General features: G+C 48.1%; 11 protein-coding genes. 3 read left to right on the top strand and 8 right to left on the bottom strand.

Annotation, left to right across the window (positions count from 1 at the left end; all coding sequences use genetic code 11):
• Window positions 1-115: 115 nt before the first annotated feature.
• The 4 genes from ACFRAM_RS16875 to ACFRAM_RS16860 form a co-directional block, all read right to left on the bottom strand.
• Window positions 116-526 carry a bacteriohemerythrin gene (locus tag ACFRAM_RS16875; RefSeq protein ID WP_083205157.1) on the bottom strand — a complete coding sequence of 137 codons (411 nt, stop codon included), beginning with the start codon at window positions 524-526 and terminating at the stop codon, window positions 116-118.
• A 127-nt stretch (window positions 527-653) separates the two neighbouring features.
• Window positions 654-1,559, bottom strand: a complete 906-nt coding sequence (locus ACFRAM_RS16870; RefSeq protein WP_379466824.1) for an NUDIX hydrolase — start codon at window positions 1,557-1,559, stop codon at window positions 654-656.
• 145 nt (window positions 1,560-1,704) lie between these two features.
• Window positions 1,705-2,568 carry a cation diffusion facilitator family transporter gene (locus ACFRAM_RS16865; protein WP_379466823.1) on the bottom strand — a complete coding sequence of 288 codons (864 nt, stop codon included), beginning with the start codon at window positions 2,566-2,568 and terminating at the stop codon, window positions 1,705-1,707.
• A gap of 246 nt (window positions 2,569-2,814) precedes the next feature.
• A complete protein-coding gene (locus ACFRAM_RS16860; RefSeq protein WP_379466822.1) occupies window positions 2,815-3,318 on the bottom strand; it encodes a ferritin in 504 nt (167 codons plus the stop codon).
• A gap of 258 nt (window positions 3,319-3,576) precedes the next feature.
• Between ACFRAM_RS16860 and nagZ the strand changes: the two genes are divergently transcribed.
• Window positions 3,577-4,905, top strand: coding sequence for a beta-N-acetylhexosaminidase (gene nagZ / locus ACFRAM_RS16855; RefSeq protein ID WP_379466821.1), 1,329 nt, complete (start codon window positions 3,577-3,579; stop codon window positions 4,903-4,905).
• Between the two features lie 8 nt (window positions 4,906-4,913).
• On the opposite strand, the gene ACFRAM_RS16850 is transcribed toward nagZ, so the two are convergent.
• Genes ACFRAM_RS16850 through ACFRAM_RS16835 form a run of 4 tightly spaced genes read right to left on the bottom strand, consistent with a single transcriptional unit; the run spans window position 4,914 to window position 10,765 of the window.
• Window positions 4,914-6,002 (bottom strand): efflux RND transporter periplasmic adaptor subunit, encoded by a 1,089-nt coding sequence (locus tag ACFRAM_RS16850; RefSeq protein ID WP_379466820.1) that lies wholly within the window; start codon window positions 6,000-6,002, stop codon window positions 4,914-4,916.
• Window positions 6,003-6,032: 30 nt separating this feature from the next.
• Window positions 6,033-7,412 carry an ABC transporter permease gene (locus tag ACFRAM_RS16845; protein ID WP_379466819.1) on the bottom strand — a complete coding sequence of 460 codons (1,380 nt, stop codon included), beginning with the start codon at window positions 7,410-7,412 and terminating at the stop codon, window positions 6,033-6,035.
• Entirely contained in the window at window positions 7,402-8,121 is a 720-nt protein-coding gene (locus ACFRAM_RS16840; RefSeq protein ID WP_379466818.1) for an ABC transporter ATP-binding protein, read from the bottom strand. The genes ACFRAM_RS16845 and ACFRAM_RS16840 overlap by 11 nt, the downstream gene beginning before the upstream one ends.
• Window positions 8,122-8,155: 34 nt before the next feature.
• On the bottom strand, window positions 8,156-10,765 hold the full coding sequence (locus tag ACFRAM_RS16835; RefSeq protein WP_379466817.1) for a hypothetical protein: 2,610 nt from the start codon (window positions 10,763-10,765) through the stop codon (window positions 8,156-8,158).
• A 244-nt stretch (window positions 10,766-11,009) separates the two neighbouring features.
• On the opposite strand from ACFRAM_RS16835, the gene ACFRAM_RS16830 reads away from it, so the two are divergent.
• Together ACFRAM_RS16830 and ACFRAM_RS16825 are read left to right on the top strand one after the other, a co-directional pair.
• On the top strand, window positions 11,010-11,744 hold the full coding sequence (locus ACFRAM_RS16830; RefSeq protein WP_379466816.1) for an AzlC family ABC transporter permease: 735 nt from the start codon (window positions 11,010-11,012) through the stop codon (window positions 11,742-11,744).
• Window positions 11,735-12,061 (top strand): AzlD domain-containing protein, encoded by a 327-nt coding sequence (locus ACFRAM_RS16825; protein WP_379466815.1) that lies wholly within the window; start codon window positions 11,735-11,737, stop codon window positions 12,059-12,061. Before ACFRAM_RS16830 ends, ACFRAM_RS16825 begins: the two co-directional genes overlap by 10 nt.
• Window position 12,062: the final 1 nt, after the last annotated feature.

Genomic DNA, 12,062 nt, shown 5'->3' with positions numbered 1-12,062 from the left:
AAGGCAGCAGTAGATCAAATACTGATCCATTCATATCAACTATTGAAACATATCTATTCTGTATGCAAAAAGCCAGCAAAGCTCTGGATAGGAACTTTACTGGCTTTAAGTCATGTTATACGGCTTTGCCGCGGCTGGCCATGTATTCACCGATCAGCTTGTCACATTTGTTAATGTGATTAACAAGCCAATCCGTCAAGGTGCGGTTCAACTTGATCGTAGACAGAACGGATACGCCCTTGGCGTTGATCATTTCTTCAAGCTCAAGCACTGTTTTCACAAAATCCGCATGGGTCTTGCGGTGCTCCGTCAGCTCCGGAAAATCAATCTCTCCCATCAGCTCTTCTTCGTCGCCGAAATGCTCGAGTGTGTACTCTTTCAGGAATTTCAGTGTTTCCATAATCTTGTCCCGGCCCTGCTGATTCGAGCAAGCTTCGAAAAACTCATTGAGCTTCGCCAGCAGCTGTCGGTGCTGACAGTCAATTTTTTCTACCCCAATATCGTAAGAATCTTTCCAGGCAATCATGGCCTCATCCCTTCGTTATCCCAAACCATTCGAATGGGAAATAAGGTATATTCTCTACCATTTTGCATGAAAGTTCAGTTAACAACATCACACGACAATATTCTACATGAAATATTATCGATGAGGGCTATCTATGGCTCCACTCCGGGTTATATCGGTACAACTTCGATGGACGATGTCCAGCATCCTTGGTGTACTCGTCGGTTTCGGTAACGGCATCGGCCATTTTACGGCGGAAAGCCGCGGCCAGCAGCTCTTTTCCGAGAATAATCTCATACACCCGCTGTAATTCAGACAATGTGAACAATGGCGGCATCAGGTTGAACACGATATCGGTATATTCAGCCTTGCCTCTCAGACGCTCGATCGCATACTCAATCATGATGGAATGGTCAAACGCTATTCCCTCACTCTCTACAATCTCACGTGACAGCTTTCTGACACGTCCCTGTACGGACTCTACAATCCGCACAACTGCAGATAGAGTCTGTTGCTCATTCTGAAGTTTGATGCGAACCCGCTTCTCTGTCTCCGTTCCCTGTTCAGTGGTTGTTGTGTGTTCAGCCTCAATTGTATAAGAGACATCGAACCAGGCTGCATCCGTAGCATCGTCCCCGGCCCGCACATCCAGCGTGGTTCGGTCAACGAGCGCCATGTACGAACAGCTAATAACCCGTGTACGCGGGTCACGGTGCACAGCTCCCCATGTAAACAACTGCTCCATATACAGATCTTCTATATTCGTTTCGCTGTATAGCTCTCGTCGTGCCGCATCCTCAATACTTTCATCTACAGCTACGAAGCCGCCCGGCAGTGCCCACTGGCCCAGGTACGGATGCTCGCCCCGTTTGATCAACAATAGCTGGAGAGATTTCTGGGGAAGCTTGCGGTAATTGTTTTGTTCCAGGTCCATCACGGTAAAAATCAGCATATCCACTGTCACCGAAGGATGTTCATACGCATCAGCATCATAAGTCGCCAGAAATTGTATTTCAGTTAACCCACTGGCATTAGTAAGAGGGTGATCAGACATAGGTTACAGTGCTCCTTTTCTATAAAAACATTAATATTATCCAGTTGTTAATATCATATTGTAATTATACACACATCTCCCTGTGCCCAGTCAATAACGCAGAAAAACCAGGAACATCCTCATAAGAGGAATATCCCTGGTTCTATTAAACAGGCTCAATATGGACAAGCACGTAAGAAACCTGGTGACGGTCTTTCAACTGATCTTCAATTTCTTCGGTAATGTCGTGACTCTGAACCACATTCAGCTTGGCATCCACCAGCACGGTTGTATCCACCAGGACGTTATTGCCGTGCACACGGGCCTTAATATCCTTGATCGACTGCACGCCATCAATTTCGGCCACCGTATTCTTCATCCGTTCAAGTTCTGCCGCATCAAACCCGTCTGTGAGGTCATGAGTAGCCTTACGGAAGATATCGAATGCGGTTTTGCAGATCATCAGGCCGACGATGGTCGCTGTAAGCGGGTCCAGCCAAGGAATCCCGAACTGGGAGCCGATAATCCCGATAAAAGCCCCAATGCTGACCAGCGCATCCGAGCGGTTGTCCTGCGCCACAGCCTCGATAGCATTGCTGTTGATGCGCCGCGCCAGCTTTATGTTGTACATGTAGACTGCCATCATAATGACTGCACTTCCCGCTGCTGTCCAGGCAGCGATCAGATCCGGTGTCACAAGTGACGGCTCCATGAATTTGTTCACACCCTGGTACAAGACTTGAAGTCCGACCGCGATCATAATAAAAGAGGCTATCATTGCCGCAATCGTCTCTGCACGGAAATGTCCGTACCGGTGATTGGAATCCGGAGGTCTGCGCGATATTTTCAACCCCGTCAGGACAGCTATAGACGCTATAATATCCGTAGTATTGTTCAATCCGTCGGCAAGCAGCGCCTGGGAACCCGAGATCGTTCCTATGAACAGCTTGACGGCGGATAACAAAATATACGTTGCTATGCTTAGCCAGGCACCTCTTTCACCCTGTTTGATGTCTTTGTAATTATCCAAAACCAGTAACCCCCAAGCAATAGTATTGTTCTATATTACACGCAGCTAATCGGGTGGGTCTAGAGAAACAGTGTTGCCGAGTGGCGCAAGAGTTACCCCTGCCAAATAGAGTTGGAATACATGAATTTTGTTGTCGTATGCAACATTATTTGACTCCGTTCAACTTTTTAGGCTAAACGGGCGATAACAAACATGAAAAATCCCCACAGCCAAAGGGCTGCAGGGATTAATATGTGTTAACTGCTGTTACTCAGCTGGAGCAGTAAAGCTACGGGTAGCAAACTCAGCATCCAGCATGTAGAAAGCGTTGCTGTCTTTTTCGATACGTTTCAGCTTGGAAATAATGTTGCTGAACAACGCTTCTTCTTCTACTTGTTCGTCAATGAACCATTTCAGGAAGTAGATGGTCGCATGCTCGCGCTCGTCCAAGGCAATGTCTGCAAGATGGTAGAACTTCTTGGTGTTTTGTTGCTCATGAGCATAGGCATGTTCAAACGCATCCAGCATCGAACTGTATTCATTTTTCGGCTCTTTGAGTGCAGCCAGTGTTGCCCGTTTGTCGCGGTCATTGAGGAATCTGTATATTTTCATTGCATGAAATCTTTCCTCTTCGGCTTGAACCAAGAAGAAATTAGCAAATCCGTCGAGACTCTCACCGGAACAATAAGCTGCCATAGCAAGGTAAACGTGAGCGGAATAGAACTCAAAGTTCATCTGTTCATTAAGTGCATTAAATAATTCGTCTTTCATGGACACGTCACCTCAATTTTTAAATTTCAAAATATGTATCGATTCCTGTATATCTTATCATTCAGACTGATAATGGGGCAAGTCCGCCCTTCCCCTTACTTCTCAATATCACTTCTCAGAGCTACTTCCCGCAACGCTTCTCCTTGGGAGAGTTAGACGGATAATGGTATTATGGAATTTAAAGGTGGTTACACTAAAGCAGGTCTTAATGATACCACCCGACATTACATTCCGTAGAGGAAAGGAAGACTCTAACTGATGAAAGTAATAGACCGCCTAACGATATTTCCCTTATATAAAAAACGCTTTGCTCCCATTGCTTCTGTTCTGCTCCTGATTCCGCTTATCAGCGGCTGTGGCAGTAGCACTTCCTCATCCACAGCATCCACACGGGCACCTGCCGCAGCACCAACCGTGTCAGCAGCAGGGCCGTCCACAACAGAAGCTAACACCTCAACGCCTACTCCCGCAACGCCTACGGCAGAGCCTGATCCTGTAGCCCTTCAGCTTCAGTCCCTGACCCTTGAGGAAAAGATCGGACAAATGCTGCTGGTCGGTATTAACGGTACAACCCTGGATGCAGGGGCCAAACGGATGATCACAGAGGATAAGGTAGGCGGTATTATCCTCTACAGTAACAACATCGATAATTTGCAAGGGATGGTCACTTTGGTTAATTCCATGAAGAAAAGTAACGCAGCAAATCCTGCTCCCCTGTTCATGAGTGTCGATCAGGAAGGCGGCAAAGTCAGCCGTATGCCTGCGGAGTACGCTACCATCCCTTCTAACGCCAAGGTGGGGCTCCGCAATGATACGAATGCAGCACGAACCATGGGCACGCTGCTTGCTCGGGAGGTGCGGTCCGCCGGATTCAATATGAACTTCGCTCCGGTACTGGACATTAACAGCAATCCCAAGAACCCTGTCATCGGCGACCGTTCTTTCGGCAATTCGGCGGACACCGTTGTGAAACTGGGCATTGCCGAGATGAAAGGCATCGAGAGCGAAAGCGTTGTTCCGGTAGTGAAGCATTTCCCCGGGCATGGCGATACCTCCGTAGACTCTCATCTGGAGTTGCCTGTTGTGAATAAAACAAGGGATCAGCTGGCCGGGCTAGAATGGCTCCCCTTCCAGGCTGCCATTAAGGAGAATGCCGATGCGGTCATGGTGGCCCACATTCTGTTTCCCAAGCTGGACCCCGACAGACCTGCATCCTTGTCCCGTATGATCATTGGCGATCTGCTTCGGGAAGAGATGGGCTACAAGGGTGTCGTTATCACCGATGACCTGACAATGGGCGCAATCATGAAGCATTTCGACCTGGGCCAAGCTGCGCTTGACAGTGTCAATGCCGGCAGCGATATTCTGCTGGTCGCCCATGAGTATAATAATGAGAAGCGGGTCCGCGAAGCGATTCTACAGAGCGTAAAAAACGGTAAGCTCAAGGAATCGCGAATTGACGAGAGTGTCTACCGTATTTTAGCGTTGAAGCATAAATACGGATTGACTGACAACCCTGTCCCCGTTCCTGATCTTACCGCCCTCAATAAAGATATTAAAGCTTGGCGTTCATCGATTGCTAAATAACTATGCTGCTACTGGAGAACAACCGTATCACCGGGCTTAAGACCGGTCAGAATCTCTGTCTTGTCGGTTGTCTCCAGTCCAATCTTGATATCTCTCCGCTCGACCTCACCATTGCCCTTGTCCAGATTGACATAAGCAGCATCTCCATCATGGATTACAGCCATGCTCGAGACTACTGTTGCTTTTTCTTTTCGGATAGCTTCAATCTCGCCATTCAGACTCAGACCGCCGATGAGATGCTCATTGGCATCAAGCTTAATAACGACTTCAAATTGCGGCACTTGACTGGTGTTATTCGTCTGTCCTGAGGTGGTAGTGGCGAACTTGGCCACCTTGGTCACTTCGCCAGACAGCTTCTCTTCTTTGAGTGCAGTCATTTTCACGTCTACCTTCATGCCGGTTTTGATCCGGAACACATCCTGCTCTCCCACCAGTGCGACAAATTCAACCTTGCTAAGATCGACAATCTTGCCGATGTACTGGTTGTCAGACACCGTCTGTGGACGTTCACTAGTGCTGTCGAAGAGGAAAATCCCACTTGCCGGAGCACGGTAAATCGCTGTATTCAGCCTTTCCTTCTTGCTGGCAAGCTCCCGGGCCTGAATCTCCGCAGTCACCTCGTTCAGTTCATCGCCGATCCGCTTCGCTTCCTGGGAAGCCAGCACCTTCAATCGATCTGCCTCGGTGGCGCCCAGCGCGGCACTCTCCTCGTCCTGTTGGCTCACGAAAGCATTCAGTTCTGCTTCCAGCTTGCCTTTACGGATGGTCGCTTCCTGTGTCGCAATATCGTTCTTTAGCGTCTCCTGATCCAGAGTATACAGGATATCGCCTTTCTTAACCTGTCCGCCATTCTCTACCTTCCAGGAAGTTACTTTAGAAGCAAACGGCGCATAGACAAGCGTTTCATGTTCATACTGAGATTTCCCTTTAACCTGAATCGTCTTGTTAATCGTCTCTTGGGTAACCGGGAAGGTAATACTTTGCACAGGCTCCTCCATCGGCGGTGCTTCCTGCGGCTTGAACATTTTGTCATAAGCGAAATAACCGGCTACGGCTACAATCGCTAGGATGATGACCCACTTTATAATCCTTTTCATTCCCTCGGCTTCCTTTCTGCCACAAAAATACTAATCCCGTTTGATAGCCGTGAGCGCATTGGTTCTCGATGCACTGATGGCCGGATAAATCCCTGATAAAACACCTGTCATAATGGCGAATGCGATGCCGATCGGAATCGTCATCAGCGGAATGGCGATGACAAGACCTCCCTCACTTCCACCCATACCGCCAGCGGAGCCGATTATTTTGTTCATGCCGGTAACGATCAAATATGAGAATACCACGCCCAGCAGTCCGCCCAGAAAACCAAGCAATGCAGCTTCCGTAATAAACATATTGCGTATTTGCCGCATATTAGCTCCCAGTACCTTCATGATTCCAATTTGTCGACGGCGTTGATGGGAAGACATGGTCATGGCAACAATAATGGAGATTGAGGCAATAATCAGAATGAATATCCCGACCCCGAGTGCTACTTTTTTGACCATACTGAACTGCTCTGCAAGCATTTCCTTCTGGTACAGATTCGTGCTGGTGTTCAGGGTAAGCTTCTGAATGAGCTTCTCCAACGCTACAATGTTATCGATACTATCAACCTTGATAATCGCATTGTTATAGACACCTGCTTGTCCATTGGAATCATTGTTCAGATTGAGTTCATCCCGCAGTCGCTCAGCCGTTTCCAGAGACACGTAGATCTTCTTGTCATACATCGCCATATTGTCATCCATTCCTTTGGGCTTGGCGAGAATCCCCATGACTCGAATGGAGGAGCTAACAATGGTCTTGCCGTTGCTAAAGTCGGTCGATTGGAACTGAATCTGCTGCTGATACAGATCCGTTGGCATACGGCTAAGGTTATCGTATTGCAGCCTGAGATCATTGTTGTATGGATCATTCCCCATCGCCTCATACAGACTTTGCCTGGTCTCATTATCAATCAGACCCAGCGTCGCTCCGTAATTCAGAACAGCCATTCCTGGTAGCTCAGAAGGTCCTCCTTGCTTGAAAGTATTATCGTACTTTGTTAGCAGGCTAAGATTGGTACCTATGACCTGAATATCAGATATTTTGTTATCAATAGTGAGCATCTGAAGCCAGCCAATTTCCTGGAAAGGCGCTGCCGCATTCACATGCTTCAGTCCAGAGATGATCTCCAGCTTCTGGCGGGTCAGCTTACCGGGATCGAGCTTCTCGTTATCCCCTTCCCCCTGGCTCCCATTCTTCCCTTGGTTGGGTACGCCACTGTTGGGGGTTACAGTGATCTCATCCATTTTGAATCGGCTGTTGATCTCTTTCTCTGTGTATGCCTGCGCCGAATCTCCGAGACTGAGTGCAACGATAATGGCAGCACATCCGATAGAAATCCCCGCCATACAAAGCCCCGTAACTACCTTACGTCGTTTGATCTGATCCCAGGCCAGACGCGAAATATCCCTAACTCTCATCCTGCTCTCCTCCTTTGGACTCCACTTCGGCAGGAGGCTGTTCTCCGGTGATCATAAATCCGTCCCGCAGTGTGAAGATGCGCTGCATCTGTTCTGCGACCTCGATCTCATGCGTAACAACTATAAAGGTTGTGTTCATTTTCTTGTTCAAATCAAGCAGAATCGTGATGATCTCTTCCTCTGTTTTGGAATCCAGGTTCCCGGTCGGTTCATCCGCGAAAATAACGGATGGCTCCGTGATCAGGGACCGCGCGATACTAACACGCTGCTGCTGACCACCAGACAGCTGTGCAGGGAATAGATCGGCTTTATCTGGAATACCTACCGCCTCCAACAGCTCCAGCGCCTTCTTCTTGCGCACAGATGGAGCCACTGACTGGAAGACCAGGGGCAGCTCCACGTTCTCACGTACCGTCAGGCTAGTGATAAGCTCATACGCCTGAAAAATGAATCCGATGTTTTTTCGTCTGAATTCGGACAGTTTGTTCTCGCTCATTTTCACAATATCATGGTCGGCAATGTAAATATGTCCTTCCGTAGGCTTCATCAGCCCTGCCATCAGGTTGAGCATGGTCGACTTCCCGGAGCCTGAGCTGCCAAGCAGCGCGACCATCTCGCCCTTCTGAACCGAGAAGTTGATATCATGCAGCACGGCTGTTGTTTCATTGCCGTTCTTGAAAGAATGGGTTACTTTTTCCACTCGCAACATACAAGCTGCTCCTTCTGTACTTTAATAAAGAGTCTTATTTGTCTGACGTCAGCGTCCTGTCAATGTACAGGGTGTATGCCTGGCTGGCCAACTCAATCCGTTCTCCCTGGAATTCATCGTAAAGGGTGATACGGTAAGCTCCTCCATTAACCAGCTTCTTGTAAGTCGGGTTGCTGAAGGAGAGACTGAATGTATTGTTACTACCCTCAGTCAGATCTGTTCCGATAGCCAGACTCTTTTCCTGGGATTGGCCATAAGGATCTGTCATTTTAAGAACCAGCTTGTGGTTAAAGGTCCCCATATCATAGCTAACATCACGTAGCAGATCATAGTTCATTATGATATTGATCGTATCTGTACCTAGAAGATTCCGGCCATCGGATCTAAGCATAGATAAGGTGTACGGATACAGCGTGACTTTTGACAAATTGTTCTCTGGAGGAGTCGCCACTGGATTGAGATCCAGTGAGGCAATGTTAATAAATCCAGTTGGTTCCTGTCCCGGTTCACTTAACTTATTGCCAGTGATGCCAGGTCCCAGGTACAGCGCAACATCGGACAAATTCACCGACTTAGGAACCTTCGCCCAGAATGTGACCAACTGCTTGCCACCTGGTGTTGCAGAGGTGTCCGGCTGGTTGGATACCGCTTCGAACAGCTCACCGTTCGGCGTTGCAAAGTAGCCTTGAAGACGGGCCATCTTGCCCTGTCTCTTCTCTTCGCTACTCAGCAGCAATTCGGAGTACACAATGTTGGAGTTGACGCCTTCATAGATCGTGGTCTTGTTCTCCTGAACCTTGGCATTCTTGCCTTTAGCAATGACATCGTAGCTTCCTCCACGCTCAATCTGCGCCACAGCATTGATCATACTGTCTGTAGTGAACGATAGGAAAGAGACGGGTTCTTCTTTGACGGTTGTATACAGGTTAATACTTAGTTTATCGAACTTCTGTGTATACGGAACTTTGGCCATCACATAGATGTCGGCCGATTTACCCGGTGCGAGCGATTGGAACTCCTTGTCCATGAACAACTCAGTCGAACCGGTAAGATCGTTATTGTCCAGTTTGACGGCGCCTTTTAGATCAGGCAGAGACAGGTTTACAGACTGAGTGTTATTAATGTTCAGCTTCGCAACGATGATATCGTCGTCTTTCCACGGAAAACGCTGCACAGAAAGCAGACGGTAATTGAAAGTCCCGTAATCATTCGTTGTTCTATAATCCTGCCCCTTCTGTGTATCCGGTCTTAACGTATAAGGGATGGTGAAATATGCCACTGGAATGGTCAGCTTGGCCGTATTACTGCCAGTTCCCGAACCTGTTCCGGCATCGCTGCCGCCACTTCCGGTATTGTCCGGTGAGATGGACTTATCTGGCGTAGAGCCAACGGATTCAATCATTTGCAGCTGTAACGTGTTCTGTTCAACTGACAGCGGAACCTGGGCCTTGAGCGAGATCACTTTCTCCTCAAGCGGCTTCAAGAGAAGTCCGTTAATTCCATTTGCGTTTACCGGGAATGAAGTTCCTTTGGCAGATTTCACGGCCAGCTCATAATTCGGCAAGGTGACGGCCTTGTTCCCGGTGTTCTTGAAACGGAGTTGGAAGGTCCACATCCCGGTTTCGTTCTCTGCATAGACTGCTGCATTGCTCAATTGAGTCTCGACAGAGTTATTGTTAATAATGATTTTTTTAGTAACGCCCTTGGCGACCGTCAAATCAGGTGTTGTAGCAGCCGGAAGCTTGTAAGCGGACTGTGGAAGGTCGACCTTCAGTGTCTCGTCTCTTTGCACGAATTGTAGTCTCATATTATCCGTCTTAAGGTAAGATGGAATTTCGGTCAAATAATAGATGGTTTTCTTCTCTTGCGGTTGTATCTTGTACCCGGCCTGCGAACTGTCTAATGCCAGCTCAAAGGCGGTTCCGCTTGCCGTTACTAAGTAAGCCTTATAACCGGGATCGCTGAGTACTTTGTTCCCTTTATTGGTTACATTCAGGCCAATCTTGGCGTAGACTTTGCTGCTATATTTATAGATTTGGAAAGATTCTGAAGACGCAGCAACGGGAATGTCGCTCATAGTGGTGTTCAGGATTTTCCCATGAAGTGTCGACTGGGAATAGCTTGCAGGAACGCCGATGGATCCTGCTTGTCGCAAATAGCCCTTGGCTTTGGCGTCCCAGACATACATAGCGATCTTGATGCCGTTCAGGGAGTTGGTCTGGCCAACGTTAACATAATAGGTTACACGCAGATTTTGCTTGGAATCGATACTTTTCTTCAGTGCATCTGCCGTTATCGGATTGCCAGGGATTACCGTGCCTCCAGAAGTGACCACCCGTGAAAAATAGTGGATCAGACCAGCATTGCTACTGCCCCCGTTGGCATAATTTAGGGTATACGTGAGGATATTCCCCCCCGCTTGAGGCCACAGCCTGATATCCTCAAGGGTAGCATTGACCCCAGCTCCCAGCTGTACACTGCCTAATTTCGTTGTTGGACTTGGTTCCAGGGCCGCTACTTTGGTCGGTGAATTGACATTATTAGTAGTTTTGACCGGAGCTGCAGACGCTGAGTAAGCCGATAGTTGACTGATGATAAAAGTGCTGAGCAGCATGGCTACATATGTACGTCTATGTTTTCTCATTGATTTCCCTCCAAACGTATTTACAAAGATTATTATAGAGGCTAACCCTATGGGAATTGTGTCCAAGTTGTAACCCTTATAATAGAGTTGTAATTTCTCTGTTATTTACCGTCATGTGTCTGAACGCCTTGTGAAACTCTGGGTACATGAATTGACAGAATACTGGATAAATTTTATAGTGATGATATTTGTGCAAAGACTATTAGAAATTATTCTATGAAGCATAGACAAGGAGGTCATTTCTATGATGCCGGAGACGGCCTCACCAGAATCAAGAACGGGTCAAAAACCCGAAGATAGCTTTATGCAAGGAGTCAGGGATTGTCTGCCCACCTTGCTCGGATATCTCAGTATAGGCTTTGCGGCCGGAGTTGTGGAGAAGACTGCGGGCTTGTCCATTCCCGAGATTGCCTTAATGTCTCTTATTCTCTATGCAGGCTCCGGTCAGTTCATTGCGGCTGGGATGATCGCAGCCGGCAGTACAGCGTCCAGCATTGTGTTCACGATTCTATTCGTTAATCTGCGGCATGTGCTGTTAAGCGCAGCCCTGTCCCCCTATTTCCGACATTTGAAGCCACTCCGCAATATGCTGGTGGGTTCTTTACTAACCGATGAAACCTTTGGTGTGGCCATTAACACAGGTACTACCAAAGGGCGCCTTAGTGAGAAATGGATGCATGGACTGAATGTCGCTGCTTATCTGAATTGGTTTCTGGCCAACATCCTGGGCGCGTTCTTTGGACAATGGATTGCGAATCCCGAGCGGTGGGGTCTTGACTTTGCCCTGCCTGCTATGTTTATCGGACTGCTGGTACTTACCCTCATGAGCAGAAAAAAATATGTACAGGATATTCTGGTCGGACTAGCAGCAGGTCTGATTGCCGTGCTTGTATCCTTACTATGGTCGCCAAGCCTTGGCGTAATCGCTGCTACAATCGTTGCATCAACATTAGGGATGGTGATGGAAAAATGGAAGTAAGGCTGGATATCTTCCTGATCATAGTCGGTGCAGCGCTGGTGACATTTATTCCAAGGGTCCTGCCATTGATGCTTCTAAGCCGGATCACTATTCCCGAGTGGGGCATGCGCTGGCTGAACAATATCCCTATCGCCGTGATGGCGGCGCTGATCGCCCAGGAATTATTCATTCAAGACGACAAGCTTGCCGGCTTCTCGCACAGCGCAGAGTGGATTGCGGCCCTGCCGACCTTCTGGATTGCCATCAAAACACGCAGTCTGCTGGGCACCGTTATTGCTGGAATAGTCTCACTTATGATTTTACGCTTCTTGTTCTAAT

The sequence above is a fragment of the Paenibacillus sp. NPDC056722 genome (genome assembly GCF_042790635.1).
Classification (GTDB): domain Bacteria; phylum Bacillota; class Bacilli; order Paenibacillales; family Paenibacillaceae; genus Paenibacillus_AQ; species Paenibacillus_AQ agri.
This window is presented reverse-complemented; position numbering and strand designations above follow the sequence as displayed.

Coding starts and splice junctions, on each gene's coding strand:
- nagZ (WP_379466821.1), top strand. CDS start 3,577: ATGAAAGTAATAGACCGCCTAACGATATTTCCCTTATATAAAAAACGC.
- ACFRAM_RS16875 (WP_083205157.1), bottom strand. CDS start 526: ATGATTGCCTGGAAAGATTCTTACGATATTGGGGTAGAAAAAATTGAC.
- ACFRAM_RS16835 (WP_379466817.1), bottom strand. CDS start 10,765: ATGAGAAAACATAGACGTACATATGTAGCCATGCTGCTCAGCACTTTT.
- ACFRAM_RS16830 (WP_379466816.1), top strand. CDS start 11,010: ATGATGCCGGAGACGGCCTCACCAGAATCAAGAACGGGTCAAAAACCC.
- ACFRAM_RS16845 (WP_379466819.1), bottom strand. CDS start 7,412: ATGAGAGTTAGGGATATTTCGCGTCTGGCCTGGGATCAGATCAAACGA.
- ACFRAM_RS16840 (WP_379466818.1), bottom strand. CDS start 8,121: ATGTTGCGAGTGGAAAAAGTAACCCATTCTTTCAAGAACGGCAATGAA.
- ACFRAM_RS16825 (WP_379466815.1), top strand. CDS start 11,735: ATGGAAGTAAGGCTGGATATCTTCCTGATCATAGTCGGTGCAGCGCTG.
- ACFRAM_RS16870 (WP_379466824.1), bottom strand. CDS start 1,559: ATGTCTGATCACCCTCTTACTAATGCCAGTGGGTTAACTGAAATACAA.
- ACFRAM_RS16850 (WP_379466820.1), bottom strand. CDS start 6,002: ATGAAAAGGATTATAAAGTGGGTCATCATCCTAGCGATTGTAGCCGTA.
- ACFRAM_RS16860 (WP_379466822.1), bottom strand. CDS start 3,318: ATGAAAGACGAATTATTTAATGCACTTAATGAACAGATGAACTTTGAG.